This window comes from Ruegeria sp. CDSA236, assembly GCF_059611285.1.
Genome location: NZ_JBXWPG010000015.1, coordinates 50,317 through 66,805, shown reverse-complemented (window position 1 = coordinate 66,805; position 16,489 = coordinate 50,317). Strand labels below are relative to the sequence as shown.

The window sequence follows — 16,489 nt, the reverse complement described above, 5'->3', positions numbered from 1 at the left end:
GCCCCCTTACAGTTTCACGCCCGAGAAGGACATGAAGGCCATCGCCATCAGTCCCGCGGTGATAAAGGTGATCCCCAGACCTTGAAGGCCGTCGGGAATGTCCGAGTATTTCAGCTTTTCGCGCACGCCCGCCATTGCAGTTATCGCCAGCGCCCAGCCAAAGCCCGAGGACAGACCATAGGTCGTCGCCTCTGCAAAGTTATAATCCCGCTCGACCATGAACAGCGACCCGCCCAGGATGGCACAGTTCACCGTGATCAAAGGCAGGAAAATCCCCAGCGCGTTGTAGAGCGGCGGAAAATACTTGTCCAAGACCATCTCAAGGATCTGAACCATGGCCGCGATCACACCGATATACGAGATCAGGCCAAGGAAGGTCAGGTCCACATCCGGGAACCCAGCCCAGGCCAATGCGCCGGGCTTCAACAGATAGGTCAGCAGCAGGTTGTTGGCGGGAACAGTGATCGCCTGCACGACCATGACCGAGATCCCCAGACCCAGCGCGGTCGAGATCTTCTTGGACACGGCGATGAAGGTACACATGCCAAGAAAGAAGCTAAGCGCAAGGTTTTCGACAAAGATGGCCTTTACGGCCAGTGAGATAAGCCCTTCCATCAGTGCGCCTCTACCTGCTGGATTTTGTATTCACGTTCTTCGACCTGGTTCGGCTTCCATGTTCGGAAGGCCCAGATGATCAGGCCGATGATAAAGAACGCCGAAGGCGGCAACAGCAGCATACCGTTAGGTACGTACCAGCCGCCATTGTTCACAGTCTGCAAGATGGTGACACCGAACAGCGACCCGGCCCCCAACAGCTCGCGGATAAAACCGACTAGCAACAGGATCAGCCCATAGCCCATGCCGTTGCCAACACCGTCGATAAAAGACGCGATCGGGGGGTTCTTCATCGCAAATGCCTCGGCACGGCCCATCACGATACAGTTTGTGATGATCAGCCCGACGAAAACCGACAGGGTCTTCGAAATCTGAAAAGCATAGGCCTTGAGAACCTGATCCACCAGGATCACCAGCGATGCGATGATCACCATCTGGACGATGATCCGGATTGAGCCGGGTATCTGGTTGCGCAACATCGAGATGAACATGGACGAGAATGCGGTCACGAAGGTCACAGCCAGCGCCATTACAAAGGCCACCTGCAACGAAGATGTCACGGCCAGCGCGGAACAGATGCCCAGGACCTGCAGCGTGATCGGGTTATTGTCGACAAGCGGGTCGACCAGCATCTCTTTCTTGGTCTGAGACATCAAAACTCTCCTGCTTGCAGTTTGGCCAGGAACCGGGCGTAGCCCGCGTCACCCATCCAGAATTTCACCAGGTTATCGACACCAACTGAGGTCAGAGTAGCCCCAGCCAGCGCGTCGACATAGAAATCGGGACCGGCGGCGGGTTGCGACTTGGCGACGGTAATCTGCAGCTCGCCTGCATCGTCGCGCAATTTCTTGCCATTCCACAGACCTTTCCATCGCGGGTTGTCCACCTCGGCGCCAAGGCCGGGGGTCTCACCATGCTGATAGAACTGCAGGCCGTAGATGTCGTTGCCGTTATTTTCTAGAGCGATAAAACCATAGAGCGTCGACCACAGGCCATAACCATGCAGCGGCAGGATCACTTTGTCTAAATCGCCCGCATCATCGCGCAACAGATAGATCACTCGGTACTTGGCCTGACGACCAATACCCGCCGGGTCAGTGTCCAATGCTACGCTGAGTTCAGGATCACTTGCAGCAGCCTGGTCATCAAAGGTTGCCGGATCGAACTGATCGTCGACAAATTCGCCGGTGGCAAGCTCGAGCACATGCGGCTCGAACGCAGCGAAGGCTTCGGTCACGTCTATGCCCGGCTCGAAGACACCAGCCACCTGCAAAACGTTAACCTGTTTGTCCTTCAGCGCGTTGGCTTCTTGCACCGGGCGCAGGCTGACCGCAGCGGCGGAGACCACCATCGAGGCAACAAGACAGACGGCAACGGCGACGAAGATCGTCTTGCCAACCGAATCCGGCGAGGCGGCCAGAAAGCGAGCCAATGCGCCCTTGGGTTCTTGAGGTTGCGGATCAGACATGGCGACGCGCCCTCCGTTTGATATTGGCCTGCACGACGAAATAGTCGATCAGCGGTGCAAAGACATTGCCGAACAGGATGGCCAGCATCATGCCTTCGGGGAAGGCCGGATTGATCACGCGTATCATCACAACCATCACACCGATCAAGGCGCCATAGATATAGCGGCCCAGGTTGGTGTGGCTGGCGGAAACCGGTTCGGTCACCATGAAGGCCAGGCCAAATGCATACCCACCCAGAACCACATGCCAATACCACGGCATCGCGAACATCGGGTTGGTATCCGACCCGATCAGGTTCAGCAGCAGAGTAAAACCGATGGTCCCGGCCAGACAGCCAACGATCAGGCGGTAATTGGCAATCTTGGTCATCAGCAGGAAGGCCATACCGATCAAGCAGGCCAAGGTCGAGGTCTCGCCAAAGCTGCCCTGAATGGTGCCGTAAAAAGCGCTGGACCATGTGATCCCTTCGGCAGCAAGAGCCTGTACGCCCTCGGCCGCTGACACCGCCAGCGCGGTTGCACCCGAGAACCCGTCAACCGGGGTCCAGACCGAGTCACCCGACATCTGCGCAGGATAAGCGAAGTACAGGAACGCACGACCAACCAGCGCGGGGTTAAGGAAGTTCTTGCCAGTGCCGCCAAATACCTCTTTGCCGATCACCACACCGAAGATGATGCCCAAAGCCACCTGCCACAAGGGTGTAGTGGCCGGCATAATCAGTGTATAAAGCATTGATGTTACAAGGAAACCTTCGTTCACCTCATGGCGGCGCACGGTGGCAAAGATGACCTCGAATATACCGCCTGCGACCAGTGTGACGATGTAGATAGGCAGAAAATACATCAACCCGTGCATCACATTTGCAAAGACACTGCTGGGGTCCAGCGAGAGACCAAACATCTGGAGCAGAGCGATGCGCCAACCGGTGGCAGAGTCCGGCCCGAGGCTGGCGATGGCCGAGTTGGCCTGATAGCCGGTGTTCCACATCCCCCAAAGGATACAGGGAATGGTCGCGATCACGACATAGGTCATGATCCGCTTCATATCCACGTAAGACCGCGCATGCGGGGCCACTGAGGTCACGGTTTTCGGAGTGTAGATAAAGCTTTCGACCATCTCGTAGATGGGGAAATACTTTTCGTACTTGCCGCCCTTGGTAAAGTTCGGCTCGATCCGATCGAAGAAGCTGCGCAAACCCATTTGGATCAGCCCTCCTTTTCAATCTTGTTCAGGCAGTCGCGCAGCGCCAGCCCGTATTCATATTTTGCCGGACAGGCAAAGCCGACAAGGCCCAGATCCTCTTCGTCCAGCTCTAGCGCGCCCAGAGCTTGCGCAGTATCGGTGTCCATCACCAGTAGTGCCCGCAGCAGTTGCGTCGGCAGATAGTCCTGCGGCATCAGCTCTTCGAACGTACCCGTGGGCACCATGGCGCGGCGCCCCCCATTCAGATTCGAACTGAGCGCGTACAGCTTTTTGGCGAAAGCAGAACCCAGCACCGGCTGAACCGCAAATTTCGAAGGCATCGGGCGGATCCAACCCATCGGAATCTGGTCGTGGTCCTCGCGGATGATGCTGATCTGCCTTGCAAAACGCCCCAGATAGGCCGTTGGGCCATCCGCATGCTGACCAGATAGGATCGAGCCCGAAATGATCCGTGCCGTGCCGTCCACATCAACCTCATCCCGGGTCAGGTCTTCGGTCGACGCTCCCATCACCGTACGGATCAGGCGCGGCTGACGGGCACCCGGGCCAGTCAGGGCGATCACCAGATTAGGGTCCAGATGGCCCGTCTGCATCAGGCGGCCAATGGCGATGACATCCTGATACCCGATGGTCCAGACCTGCTTTTCGCCCGCAAGCGGTTCGAGGAAATGGATGTGGGTTCCGGCCAAACCCGCAGGATGCGGACCAGAGAATGCCGCCGCCTCAACGTCTGGCAGATCGCTACCCGGAACTGAAGCACCGTCCTGCTGGCACAAATAGGTTTTGCCCTCGGTCAACTTGGATACGGCTACCAGACCATCCGCAAATGCTTTGCCCGCGTCATTGATGATGAGTTCTGCATCTCCGGCCAGTGGTTCGCTATCCATGGCTGTGACGAAAATCGCTGCTGGCTTGGTGCCCGGAACTGGCATCTTGGAATAGGGACGCGTACGGAAAGCGGTCCACAACCCCGCGGCGCATAGCTTGGCGGTGACACCCTCGGTGCTGTCCGCATCACCAACACCCGAGAAATCGATACCCGTGTCGTTGGCATCCGCAACCTCAATCACAACGCTCTGCAAAACCCGGCGCGCACCACGGTTGATGGCAACGATCTTACCACTTAGCGGGGCGACCATCATCGCCTCGGGTGCGTCCTTGTGACAGAATAACGGAGTGCCACGTTGAACGTCATCCCCCTCCTGAACCAGCATTCGCGGTTTCAAGCCAAGGTAATCGCCCCCCAAAACCCCAACAGTCTTGAATTCTGGACCCGGATGGATGGTTTGCTCCGGTGCGCCTTGCACCGGCAACTCCAACCCTTTTTTCAGTTTGAAAGTTTGCATGTCGCTACGGTCTTCCAAGCCTCTTTACCTGTGCCGGCTGAGCCAACACCTATCTAGTGTCAGACAATAACGCGAGAATTCCAAGCAGTCGTCGCAAAAGCGTCGAATTGCGACTGAAATCCGCGGCCGTCCCTCTGATTGTGGCCCCTTTACGCGGGGATGATACCAAAAGCAAACCTGTAACCGTCAAAATTCCCTCACGGTATTCACTTTCTTGTATCACTTTCGCTGAAATTGCCTGTCGCGCCCCGATCATGTCCGGTGTAAGCACCCTTGATGGAACAAACGAACGATCTGGAAATTTTTCTGGTAGCAACGCCCGGACTAGAGGCGCCGCTGCATGCCGAGGCCACCGAACAGGGATTCGCCGATGCCAAGGTCATTGCTGGTGGCGTGGTTTGTCGGGGCGGGTGGCCCGAAGTCTGGCGTGCCAACCTTTGCCTTCGGGGCGCAAATAAAGTTCTGGTTCGGATTGGCAGCTTTCCCGCTGTCCATCTTGCACAACTGGACAAACGCGCCAGAAAATTTCCGTGGTCAGATTTCCTGCGTCCGGAAGTGCCGGTAAAAGTCGAGGCGACAAGCCGCAAATCGCGCATCTATCATGCGGGTGCCGCGCGCCAAAGGATCGAACGAGCGCTGGCCGAGACACTGGGGGCTCCAATCTCGACAGATGCAGCCCTGCGCGTGCTTTTGCGGATTGAGAAAGACATCTGCACATTCTCGATCGACACCTCCGGAGATCCCCTGCACAAGCGAGGTCACAAGACTTCCGTCGCCAAGGCCCCCATGCGCGAGACAATGGCGGCCATGTTCCTGCGCGAATGTGGCTATCACGGGACCGAACCGGTGCTGGATCCCATGTGCGGGTCGGGCACTTTCGTCATCGAGGCTGCCGAGATCTCGTTGGGCCTGCTTCCCGGTCGCACGCGTAATTTTGCATTCGAAAGCCTAAGGAGTTTTGATCCCGACATCTGGTCCGACATGCGCGCCGGGTCACCCTCCCCTGCCCCCGAGGTTCAGTTCTTCGGCTCCGACAGGAATGCAGGCGCGATCGAGGCCGCAAAAGCCAATGCGGAACAAGCCGGTGTTTCGACCAATACAACATTTCATTGCCACTCCGTCAGCGATCTGAAGCCCCCGCAAGGTACTGAGGGGTTAGTGATCGTAAACCCCCCTTATGGCACCAGGATAGGCGATGAAAAACGTCTGCGATCCTTGTATGGGAGTTTCGGCAAGGTTCTGATGTCACGCTTCAAAGGCTGGCGCGTTGGCATCGTAACAAGCACCCCATCCCTGGCCCATGCCACACGCCTTCCTTTGCTTCCGGCAGGGCCGGTAGTGGATCACGGCGGCACAAAAATCCGACTTTATCGCACTGACCGCCTGATCTGACATGGGGCTAATCACAGGGATTTTGAGCCTGTCCAAAGCCTGTTACTAATCACAAACCAGACCCAGAATCCCTCTTGCACATCCAAACCCTCAGGTATAAATCACCCGCCACGGTCGGAGTGTAGCTCAGCCTGGTAGAGCACTGTCTTCGGGAGGCAGGGGTCGGAGGTTCGAATCCTCTCACTCCGACCAATAAAATCAATCAGTTAAATACGAATGAACTGCGCCGCCACCGCAGCATACCCGGATTTTGTCCGGATTATTCTGTTTTCAGGGTCTGGTTTCCGAAGAAAAGTGAAAGAAAAACCGCTGAGGGGGCGGCCACCCACCTCAACGGTAATGCAAATTTATCCGCACGAACAGAATACCAAATTCGCAGCCGGTCCGCAATCGCGGGAGGCGCATATGTCTAGGCTCAATCGCTTTGAATGGCTCAAGGCCGTTCTGCAATGCGCTGACCTCAACTCGTCAACTAAGGTAGTTGCCTCAGCGCTTTCGGTACAGTTCGCCAACGACAGGACCGGCCAACTCAATCCCTCACTAAAAACGCTTGATGAGTTCCTGGTCGGAATGTCGCTAGCAACCATCAAACGCTGCCTCAAACAGCTTGTCGAGTTCGGTTGGCTGTTTCGAACTGAAGGGCGTGGCGCAGGCAATCACACAGAATACGACCTTCGCTCCCCAACAAAAATCATCCCGTTTCGCCGGAGGAAAAAGGATGCACCGATGAGCCTTTCAGAAGGGCGAAAGGGTTCGCCCGTGAGAGACAAAGGGCGCATGGGTGATCTTTCCTATATAAAGAAAGAACAATCCATAGAACAAAACCTCGCGCTTGAGCCGGATCTGCCGAATGGTGGGCCATCCGACTCGGCGCGCGTGGGCAGTGCGCAACCCGAATTCGTCTCGCGCCAATCTTTCGGCTGCCGCCAATGGGAGCAGTTCACCGAACGAATGTTTGGTGCTTGGATCGACCGGGTACTTCCTGAAGCCATCGAAAACAACGAGCGCGGCTACTGGCTCCCCGGCAGGTTCCCTCCAACGAACAAGAACGAGTGGCCCGTGTTGCGCAGCTGGCTCATCACCGAAGGCTGGACCCTGTTTGCACCATCGAAGCAGGAACTGTGCCATGCGGTCTGAGCAAAGAGCAAGGCGACCCATGTCATACGCTGGCGCTGCTGACACGGGACCTTGCGAGGGGTGGCAAGCCTCCCCTTCGAACCCCACCGGCGGAGGCACGCCGCCCGCCAAAGCGCCGCTCACCGAGACCTTCGTCTTTCGATGTAGCGTTGCTGAGAAGGCTGAGCTTCGCGCCAAAGCCGAAGCTGCCGGAGTGTCTGCCGCGACCCTCTTGCGCGAAGCCTTGGGTCTGACGGAAGCACGTCGTCGCAAGCCTGCGCCTCGCGTCGACCCCGCTCTGGTCCTGGCACTAGGGCGCATTGGCGGTAACCTCAACCAGGTTGCGCGGGTTGTGAATCGGGCGCTTCTGATTGGTCGGGTTGACATGGATACGCTGGCCGTCGCCCGACAACTGGTTGTGATTGAACGCCAGCTTACCAAGATCCTTGATGAGGCACGACAATGCTGATCAAGTTCTTTCCCAATGGCAAAGGCGCGGGTGCTGGTCCAGTTGGCTATCTCGTCACGCGTGAGGTCTTGGCCTATGACTCCAATCGCGATCTAATCCGCGATGCTGATGGCCAGCCCATGACGGTCATACGCGATCCTTTGCCTGAAGTGCTGCGCGGCGATTCCACCCGCACCGAGGCCCTGATCGACGCCAGTCGCAATCAGTGGACCTACCGCGCGGGCGTCATCAGCTTTGCCAGCGAGGACGCACCCACCGTAGCCCAGCAGGTCGAAGTCATGAACGCCTTCGAGGCACTGGCATTCGCTGGTATGGACAGTGAGCAATTCGACTTGCTCTGGGTCCGGCACAGCCACGAAGACCGAGTTGAGCTGCATTTCTGTACACCGCGTTTGGAGCTGACAACCGGTAAAAGCCTCAACATCGCACCACCTGGCTATCGGACAGCCTATGACAGTCTGCGCGACTTAATGAACAAGACGCACGACTGGGCCGATCCGATGGATCTGGAACGCACACAGGAGGTTCAAGCCACCGTTGAGGCCCCAACTAGGGCACAGGGCCGCGAAGAACTCCACGAATGGATCTTAGACCAGATCAGCATCGGCACCATCACCGACCGCGCAAGCATGGTCGATGCCCTGACCGACGCAGGTTTCGATATCCCCCGCGTAAGCAAAAATTACATCACGGCCAAAGACCCCGACACAGGCGAACGCTGGCGATTGAAAGGAGAGATTTTCCATGACGACTGGCAAGCCGACCCGGCTGAGCGAGAAATTGAACGCGGACTTGGACAAGATCCGAAAAGAGCACGCCGCCTTGATGGATTCTCAATTGCAGAGCTTCAGGAGCGATATTCAAGCATGTGTAACACTCGCGCGGAATACAATCGAAGCCGATACCCGCACGTTTTTGGATTGGAGCGGGACGACCTGGCAGAGTCACATCGACAAGATCAAATTCCTGATTCAGATCTCACCTTGGGCGGTGATAACGGCCTGTATGGTGTTGATCGCAGCAACCTTAGGACTGACTTTTCTGTGGAGCTGGAAACTCTCAACGATAGCCGCCTCGACGCAGCTAGAGAGGTTGGGCATCCAGGCGGTACTTCACGAGGGAGCGACTTATTTGATCCTGCCGCCAGAAACATCAAGCATGCGCACCTGTTCGGTGGCGAGCCGATTGGTTTCTTGCATCAGAGTGGAGCCAAACTAGATGGACCAATCCCTGACAGCCTTGGAGCGAGATTTGCTCGCGTGCGTCGAGCAGTTGGTGACGGCTTGCGAGACCTCCGCCTCGGAATTGCGCAATTTGGAAGAACGCTCGACGACCGGGATCGAGGCCAGGCTAAATGGCTTAACGCAGTGCATCGAGCTGCTGATGAAATCACATCTCAAGTCCGTAGCTACATTGGCCGACTTGCTGACCGAAGAACAGAACTACACCACGCTGGAAGAGAACTTGCAGACGAGTTTGAAGCTAGCGAGAGCCGCCGAAACTCTGCTGCAAGAGAGCTGAATCATGGGCTGCTTGAACGAGACCAAGACTACGGCTTCCATCTTTGATCTGAAGGAATGACGATGCCCACTCATCACGAACGCTTCACCATGAGCTTCCGCCAATCCTGCGCCTGCGGGATTGACTACAGAGAATTTGAAAGAGTCGACTCGCTACCGATAGGCATTCCACTAGTTGCAATTGCAGGGGTTTGGGGCGATTGCTACAACTTACGGTGTCTGTTTATGGACACTGACGGAAATCAGTATTTGCGGAATGTGTTCAGGACCAAAAACGGCTACTTGATACCAGAACTTGGGGTCGATGCGAAAATGATCAAAATAGGCCAAGTTGTTCTAGCCTAGCGCTCAACTGCGTATTCTCAGTGAATTGACGCCTGAATCCCAATAAAACTGCCGCCCAATCCCGTTAAGAACGTGCATCCAGACCGATGACCCTCGATCGCCGTGCCACAGGCTACTTGGCAGGAAGGCCACCAAGCAGACCTTCGCTGCGGTGGCGGCACTGATCATCACCAATGGCAGCAACGGTGCAAAAGTAGACTTTGCATAGCTCCGTGCGGCCCGTAACCGACGTAGAGCGGCGCGGTCGAATGCTGCGATTGCATTCTGCACAGCAGTCATTCATTGTTGTAGAAAACTATCCTGAAAGTTTTGGAGGCTAGGCCACCGGATTAAGAAGTGCGGCACTCTGGAAAACAAAATTTGCCAGTGCTACGAACCGTAGAATGTGCCATAGCACTCGGCGAGAACCGGTCTGTCTTGCATCAGACGGCTGTATGACGTCTCGATAATGATTGGTCCAGCCGAACTGACCGCTGAGCGCTCGTTCTATGTCCGCCAGGTAATTTTCAACTTGGTCCATATGGCGCCTAAACACCTTGGAACGTTCGTACCCCACGAACGCTACGACAATCGCCAAGGATGCTCCAAACGGAACCACGATCCAGTTTGGTATAGACGTTACATTGTCCGTAGAAAATTGAAACAGTATGATCGAAAATACAAACGCAGAGCAGGCAAGTTCATTAGCCGTCATTCGGTCAACGGTTCGATTAACTTCCTCCCTAAGAGGTTGGTACTCCACCAAAAGAAGTTCCCTGTCATCTTGAGTTATACTCTTGGTCATCTCTGCGCCTGTTGTTTTTCAAATGATGCAGGGGACGTCTAACGCGGTCAACGGCCCATAACTGACCTTCGACCAGAAAACAGGATGCTGTGTACACACGGTATTCCTGCCGTTCATGCACTGTGCAGATATTCCGAATGGAGATCGGTGGCACCGAGTGTGGAGGCGACGCGTCTGGACCTAGTCTCCGAGATTGCAAGCTGTTCAATGTATTAGAGCGGACTGTCAGGTGTGCTTAACTAGTAACCTTGTTTAGCAACACGCCACGATTGTCTGGCCTGAAAAGCCCGTATCCGCCTTCCCTCGCAGATTCTACGTGACGATATAATTCGAGATATTCGTTGCCGTGATTGCGCCCCGAGCTATCTCGCGTCGGCACAATCACAATCTTGTCTATATGCTTAACCCCATCTGCGTATCCGATCTCCCACGGGCACCATCGACTTGAAGATGAATTGGCCGTCGCCAGATACAAAAACCAATCAAGCCGCTTGATGCGTTCCTTGATCTTTTGCGCGGTCTCGCGGTTAGGGCGCGATGGCATCGATCTGTCTTCCCAATCGATGTAAACGAGCCACCCCTGCGACTGTAAAAAGCCTTGCAACCCTTTCGCCAGCTCTGCATCCCGATGACTATGTGAGAGAAAAGCAGTTTGCTTTCCTTCTCGCACGGCTCGATTCACAACAAAATCTGACCTTTGAGAACCAGCACGACTGGCATAAGTGCGAATAGTAGATTGACTGATCATATCTATCTACCCACGTCAGCGGCTGCCTGCCTCACCCAAGATGCAAAATTCGCGCCACCACCATTCGTCCTATAGCAATACAATCCGGCATAACGAGAAAGCTTGATTACAGTGTTGTCGTGTGGCTTGATCCAAGTTGCGGGAAGATCTACCGCCTGAGTATAGTCCTCATACTTCACCCATTTCCCGTTCATCCTCTCGGCCAAGCGTATTGCGTTGCCCGTATTGTACACCCCCATGTAATCAAGCGGATTAGGCCCCGCTTGAGAAGCGTATCCTTGCTGGTTGCCCATGAGATGAATCCTAACGGCCAACAACCCGTTCCCTTTGATTACTGATCTGGCGATTTCGTAACGAACCCACCTTCTCTCATAAGTTGCCGCCCCAACAAGAACGCAAGTCACTGATGTGTTTTTGATTCCCTCTCGGATCAAGCTCTTAAGAGAATCTGGCCCTGTTCGACGAGAGTTCTCCCAAATGCTTCCATCGTAGAACCCCTCTGACTCGCGCGTGTTCTCATGGTTGTAGCGCCATGAGTTTCGCACCTGGTTCACTCGCCAGATGTCGTTCTGATAATGGAAGGAAAAGAAAACCCGCCGCTTGGCGGTTTGAGCGGGTATAGCCCCGAAAATACTAGCCATTTATACCCCACAAAAAATCAATGATGCGACCGCGCCCAGCGACAGAAAAATCGCCAAATAAAACCAGCTCACGGACCACGAAAGCGCCAGCCGAAGAACTGAAGATGTATCCTGCATGAACGGTGTTGCTTCGAGGCTATAGGCTTCGATTTCTTCCCCTCTTCGCACGTGGTCGTATAGCTTTCGATAAGCTCGCTCGAGGCGTAAATACTGCGCATCCATCAGCCAAAAAATGATCATCGGCACTATGGCTGCAACCGCATAATATGGCGAAGGCGTCTCCACGGTGGCCATGACTGCAACCGCCGCGCTCCCAAACGTCGCAGCAAGAGCTTTGAGGGTAAACGAGTTTGCCCCCATTCTCGTAATGACGCCTTGCAACATGGTTAGATGCGCGATCCGAATACTCTCGTCTTGGATTTGGCTGTCCCCCATTCAATTACCTCGTTCTCTATGCGTAAATTCAATCTCAGCGTGCATTTGACTGGAATGTACTTGAGTAATCTAAGATTTCCAGCGGAAGTCGCTAGACATGACGTCTGCTTTGTTTCACAACGCGATTTGATCTCGCACCTGCAGCGAATTTTTCGCTTTCCGCACTTGGTGCAGAACTTTCAAGTCCGCTTTCGGACTACGACCAGCTGAATGCGTATGCAGCGCTCTGTTGGACCGGTAAAGTCGGGAATGGGCTCATTCGACCAATTCGGGCCCGTCGCAGAGAAAGTCCGGTGCGAGCCCAACCTGTTCCTTGGATTTTCTCGCTGCTTGCACTCGCAGCGTCAGGAATGCCAAGTGAGCAACAAGTTCGGTGCCGCTATGCAGCGGAAGCAACGGTCATTCATACAGGCTGCAGCGAGAATCACACGTGGAATTCACAAGTCGCGGACGAAGCCGAAACTGGACAACTGCGTGGTTAACCCTAAGCTTTGGTACCTAGGGCCAAAAGATCAAGCAGTTGTCATGGGAAGTCTCCTGTACGTGGTTCCGCCGCGGTCGCAGTAGCGGCGGGTTAGTTCAGAAAGTAAGCCGATATTTCAAAGGGCCGAACGGGCGGCAGTCTCCAAAGCATGGTGCAGAGAGCGCGCGTAAGAGCGCGGGCCAAGAACCGCGTAGTGGCTGGCAGTTTCAAAGCAGATGATCACACAGCTAAGGTGCTCCAGCAGCGCGCGTGTGGCGCTCCCGGGCTCCATCGCAGCCAGATTGACGCCGCTCAAACGTTCAAACACACCCCGGCACGCACCCTCCAGATCAAAACGGCACCAGCCGTCTGTTTGCTCTGTTACCGAGGCTAGGCCCTCCACGGCATCCGCGAGTTGGTAGGACATAAGTTCATGCTCCGGGATTTCTGCGGAGATCAGCCACTGATCCTGCGCAAACCAGCTAGCCGCGTATGAGCCCGCTGCGGCGTGCTTCCCGACCGCAGGCAAAGCTAATCCCAGCATGGCCTCGGCCGCTTTCCGGCCTTCGTCTTCGCGCCCCCTACGCAATGCAAGCGAGGCAAGCGCCCGGTTCGGAACCTCAGTGATTGTCAGCCCATTGAATCGGTCGACACGCGGCGTTTCTCCCCAAAGCGGGGTGATGGATTGAAGATCAAGCACGCAGGCGCCCTCCTTCCGGGTCAAAGAAATGTGTGGGAATGACCTGAGCCTTTACATCGGTTCCCCGCACGGGATCGACTACGCGGATAATCTCGCCCATGCGCTGATCACCGCCTTTGAGAAAGGCCATTCCGATGGAGTGCCCCAGATGTGGCGAGATACAGGCTGATGTCACATGCCCCTGTTCGCTGTCGATATGAACAGGCGCAGTTTCATTCACCAACTGGGAACCGGCGGTTATCACTTCGCTTTGGTTCACGGGCTTCAGACCGACAAGGCGCAATCCATTGGGATCAGTCACCCCCTCCCGCTGGTCCATTGTGCTGCCGATGCTGTCTTTTTTGCGGGACACCATGCGCCCCATACCCAGCATCAGTGCGGTGGCCCTGCCGTCGAGTTCGCGACCCGTCGGGTGGCCTTTTTCAATGCGCATGATGTCGAGCGCTTCAAGACCATAGGGAGCTACTCCAAGATCTTGCCCCAACTCTAGCATTCGGCGCCACAGCGCATCTCCATAACGGGTGGGAACAGCCAATTCATAGGCCAGTTCACCCGAGAATGAGATCCGAAACAGACGTGCCCTCAGGCCGCCGCACAGCGTCACGGAACCGCAGGCCATGAACGGGAATGCCTCGTTTGAGATATCGAACTCAGAGTCCACAATCCGCTGCAGCAGCTCGCGCGATTTCGGTCCGGCAACAGCAAACTGCGCCCAGGCCTCGGTGGTTGAGATCAGCTGCACGTCCATGTCCGGCCACAGGCATTGACGGGCGAATTCCATGTTTCTCAGAACCGCCCCGGCATTGGCTGTAGTGGTCGTGATGACGAAGTGTTCTTCCGCCAACCGTGCAGCGGTGCCGTCATCGTAACAGGCGCCATCTTCGCGCAGCATGATGCCATAGCGCACCTTACCCACTGCCAGCTTGGCAAAACCATTGGCATAGACCCTGTTCAGGAATGACGCGGCATCCGCGCCCTGAACGTCGATTTTTCCCAGTGTGGTCACATCGCAGATGCCCACATTCTTGCGCACGTTACAGGCCTCTCGGTCAGCGGACTGGCGCCAATGGGTCTCGCCCGGCTGCGGAAACCAACGCGCCCGCATCCAGTCGCCAGCAGTGTCAAAGGGCGCATTGTGTTCCCTGGCCCATTTGTCAGTCGGGGTTTCGCGCGTCGGGTGGAAGTGTTTGCCCACCGTGCGCCCGCCGATTGTGCCCAGTGCAACCGGTGTATAGGGCGGCCGGAAAATCGTCGTTCCCGTTTCGGGGATCGATTTGCCGGTCAGCTCGGCCATTATTGCCAAAGCATTGACGTTAGCAGTTTTGCCCTGGTCAGTGGCCATGCCGAGAGTAGTGTAGCGTTTGAGATGCTCGACCGATCGGTAGTTCTCCTGATGTGCCAGCTTAACGTCCTTGACGGTCACGTCGTTCTGCTGGTCCAGCCAAGCCCGGCCCTTGCCATGGGGCACATGGTAAAGTGGCTGGAGGTTATAGGCGCCGTTATCGGCGCGCGGCAGCTTCAATGCGCTGGCGGCGATACCCAGGCTTTCCAGGGCAGCCACAGCTTCTTCCGCCCCGCTGCGCAATGCGTCTTCAGTCGAAAACAGGCCTTTGGCCGCACCCGCCACCGACATGCCAACTGGGATGTTCCGGCCGGGAACGAAAGCTGCAATACTCTCAATCCAGACAGGACGGCCGCCCTGGTGGCAGGTCAGGTGGACGTTGGGATTCCAGCCGCCAGACACGCCCAAGGCGCCACAGGCTAGCGTTTCCTCGTGGCCATCCGCTTGACGGACCCGGATGCTGCTCAGGCCATGCCGCCCCTTGGTGCCGATAACATGCGCGCCACTGATCAGCCGCACATCCGTCAGTGTCGGCGCATCCAGCCGGGCATCGACGATGGCTGTGACATCAACACCTTTTGCCATCAGGTCTACCGCAGTGCGATGGCCATCATCATTGTTGGTGAAGACCGCCACCTTCCGCGCGGGGGTTGCAGCCCAGCGGTTGGCATAGGCCCGCATCGATCCTGCCAGCATCACCCCCGGACGGTCGTTGTCCGGGAAAGCAATTGGACGCTCGGTTGCCCCGGCACAAAGGATCGCGCGCTTTGAATAAACCCGCCACAATGTCTGCCGCGGCTTCCCTGCCACAGGGGTTTGCAGATGGTCCTGCACCCTCTCAACCACACCGTAAACCCCGTGGTCAAAGGCCCCCATCGCCGTGCTTCGCGGCATCAGGCGCACATTGTCCATCGCGGTTAGCTCGGCCACAGTCTGCTCAACCCATTCGACCGCAGGCTTTCCGTCGACATCTTCCTGTTCGACGTTCAGGCGCCCGCCAAAACGGCTATCTTCATCCGCGAGGATGACGTTTGCGCTTGCACGGCCCGCGGTCAGTGCCGCCATCAGGCCAGCGGGCCCACCCCCAATCACCAGCAGATCGCAATGGAGGAAGCCCTTTTCATATTCATCCGGGTCATCTTCCCCAGACAGGCGACCAAGGCCTGCAGCTGAGCGGATGATGGGTTCATAGACTTTCTCCCAGAAAGCCGCCGGCCACATGAACGTCTTGTAATAGAAACCGGCGCTCAGAATATCCGAGAACAAATCGTTCAGGGCAAGCAGGTCGTAACGTAAGCTGCCCTTGTAATTCTGTGAGCAAGCAACCAGCCCTTCGTACAGCTCCGCTACTGTAGCGCGTGTGTTTGGTTCCTGCCGGGCTCCACTGCGCAATTCGACCAGCGCGTTTGGCTCCTCGGAGCCAGCGGTGAAAATACCACGCGGACGGTGATACTTGAACGATCGACCCAGGAAACGCACGCCATTGGCCATCAGGGCAGACGCCAGCGTGTCGCCCTCATACCCCAGATAGGCACGCCCATCGAAATTGAAGTTCAGTGGCTTTCCGCGGTTGATCAGGCCGCCATTCAAACGGTTGGATTGGGTCATTTGCTGCGCCCCTGCTTGCGGGCCACATCGCTGGCCAGTTCGACATTAGTGATTTCATGCGTCACCGTGTTGCGTGTTACGACTAGCCACGAGCGGTCGCCATGCTCGTGATACCAAAGCTCGCGGTGCTCCCCGGCTGGATCATCACGCAGGTAGACGTATTCGTAAAACTGATCCATCGCGTTCCCGGCCTGCCAGTCGGGACGGTCAATCAGGCAAGCATCGCCGAGATAGGTGAATTCCTGCCGGTCACGCGGCCCCAAAAGAGGGTGATTGATAATCATTTGACCGCT

At 56.3% G+C, this 16,489-nt stretch carries 15 protein-coding genes and 1 tRNA gene; 5 read left to right on the top strand and 11 right to left on the bottom strand.

All coding sequences use genetic code 11. The features are described 5' to 3' along the window. Positions 1-6 precede the first annotated feature (6 nt). From nqrE to AC2FLB_RS18915, 5 genes are read right to left on the bottom strand one after another with little or no spacing between them, the layout of a single operon-like run. A complete protein-coding gene (gene nqrE, locus AC2FLB_RS18935; RefSeq protein ID WP_142636377.1) occupies positions 7-615 on the bottom strand; it encodes an NADH:ubiquinone reductase (Na(+)-transporting) subunit E in 609 nt (202 codons plus the stop codon). Then, complete coding sequence (locus tag AC2FLB_RS18930; RefSeq protein ID WP_142636378.1) at positions 615-1,268, bottom strand: NADH:ubiquinone reductase (Na(+)-transporting) subunit D; 654 nt, start codon at positions 1,266-1,268, stop codon at positions 615-617. Before AC2FLB_RS18930 ends, nqrE begins: the two co-directional genes overlap by 1 nt. Next, on the bottom strand, positions 1,268-2,083 hold the full coding sequence (locus AC2FLB_RS18925; protein WP_496691579.1) for a Na(+)-translocating NADH-quinone reductase subunit C: 816 nt from the start codon (positions 2,081-2,083) through the stop codon (positions 1,268-1,270). Before AC2FLB_RS18925 ends, AC2FLB_RS18930 begins: the two co-directional genes overlap by 1 nt. Further along, on the bottom strand, positions 2,076-3,284 hold the full coding sequence (locus AC2FLB_RS18920) for an NADH:ubiquinone reductase (Na(+)-transporting) subunit B (RefSeq protein WP_271948924.1): 1,209 nt from the start codon (positions 3,282-3,284) through the stop codon (positions 2,076-2,078). Before AC2FLB_RS18920 ends, AC2FLB_RS18925 begins: the two co-directional genes overlap by 8 nt. Positions 3,285-3,289: 5 nt before the next feature. Next, on the bottom strand, positions 3,290-4,633 hold the full coding sequence (locus AC2FLB_RS18915; protein WP_496709845.1) for a Na(+)-translocating NADH-quinone reductase subunit A: 1,344 nt from the start codon (positions 4,631-4,633) through the stop codon (positions 3,290-3,292). A 276-nt stretch (positions 4,634-4,909) separates the two neighbouring features. On the opposite strand from AC2FLB_RS18915, the gene AC2FLB_RS18910 reads away from it, so the two are divergent. The 5 genes from AC2FLB_RS18910 (at position 4,910) to AC2FLB_RS18890 (ending at position 9,178) form a co-directional block, all read left to right on the top strand. Continuing rightward, entirely contained in the window at positions 4,910-6,025 is a 1,116-nt protein-coding gene (locus AC2FLB_RS18910) for a THUMP domain-containing class I SAM-dependent RNA methyltransferase (protein ID WP_496709844.1), read from the top strand. A 115-nt stretch (positions 6,026-6,140) separates the two neighbouring features. Further along, a tRNA-Pro gene (locus AC2FLB_RS18905) sits at positions 6,141-6,217 on the top strand. 24 nt (positions 6,218-6,241) lie between these two features. Next, positions 6,242-7,162: a hypothetical protein gene (locus tag AC2FLB_RS18900; RefSeq protein WP_496677025.1), complete on the top strand. Its 921-nt coding sequence runs from the start codon at positions 6,242-6,244 to the stop codon at positions 7,160-7,162. 19 nt (positions 7,163-7,181) lie between these two features. After that, a complete protein-coding gene (locus AC2FLB_RS18895; protein ID WP_082643591.1) occupies positions 7,182-7,610 on the top strand; it encodes a plasmid mobilization protein in 429 nt (142 codons plus the stop codon). Beyond that, positions 7,604-9,178: a relaxase family protein gene (locus tag AC2FLB_RS18890; protein WP_496677021.1), complete on the top strand. Its 1,575-nt coding sequence runs from the start codon at positions 7,604-7,606 to the stop codon at positions 9,176-9,178. The genes AC2FLB_RS18895 and AC2FLB_RS18890 overlap by 7 nt, the downstream gene beginning before the upstream one ends. A 1,316-nt stretch (positions 9,179-10,494) precedes the next feature. Here the strand turns inward: AC2FLB_RS18890 and AC2FLB_RS18885 are convergent. From AC2FLB_RS18885 to AC2FLB_RS18860, 6 genes are all read right to left on the bottom strand, one after another. Beyond that, complete coding sequence (locus tag AC2FLB_RS18885; RefSeq protein ID WP_496677018.1) at positions 10,495-11,007, bottom strand: toll/interleukin-1 receptor domain-containing protein; 513 nt, start codon at positions 11,005-11,007, stop codon at positions 10,495-10,497. Between the two features lie 2 nt (positions 11,008-11,009). Then, the gene (locus AC2FLB_RS18880) at positions 11,010-11,648 is read right to left on the bottom strand and encodes a TIR domain-containing protein (protein ID WP_496677014.1); all 639 of its coding nucleotides are present in this window, start codon (positions 11,646-11,648) and stop codon (positions 11,010-11,012) included. Next, a complete protein-coding gene (locus AC2FLB_RS18875) occupies positions 11,649-12,083 on the bottom strand; it encodes a hypothetical protein (protein ID WP_480600795.1) in 435 nt (144 codons plus the stop codon). Positions 12,084-12,682: 599 nt separating this feature from the next. Further along, complete coding sequence (locus AC2FLB_RS18870; protein WP_142638799.1) at positions 12,683-13,246, bottom strand: sarcosine oxidase subunit gamma; 564 nt, start codon at positions 13,244-13,246, stop codon at positions 12,683-12,685. Further along, positions 13,239-16,196: a sarcosine oxidase subunit alpha family protein gene (locus AC2FLB_RS18865; protein ID WP_496677010.1), complete on the bottom strand. Its 2,958-nt coding sequence runs from the start codon at positions 16,194-16,196 to the stop codon at positions 13,239-13,241. Before AC2FLB_RS18865 ends, AC2FLB_RS18870 begins: the two co-directional genes overlap by 8 nt. Continuing rightward, positions 16,193-16,480 (bottom strand): sarcosine oxidase subunit delta, encoded by a 288-nt coding sequence (locus tag AC2FLB_RS18860; protein ID WP_106607275.1) that lies wholly within the window; start codon positions 16,478-16,480, stop codon positions 16,193-16,195. Before AC2FLB_RS18860 ends, AC2FLB_RS18865 begins: the two co-directional genes overlap by 4 nt. Positions 16,481-16,489: the final 9 nt, after the last annotated feature.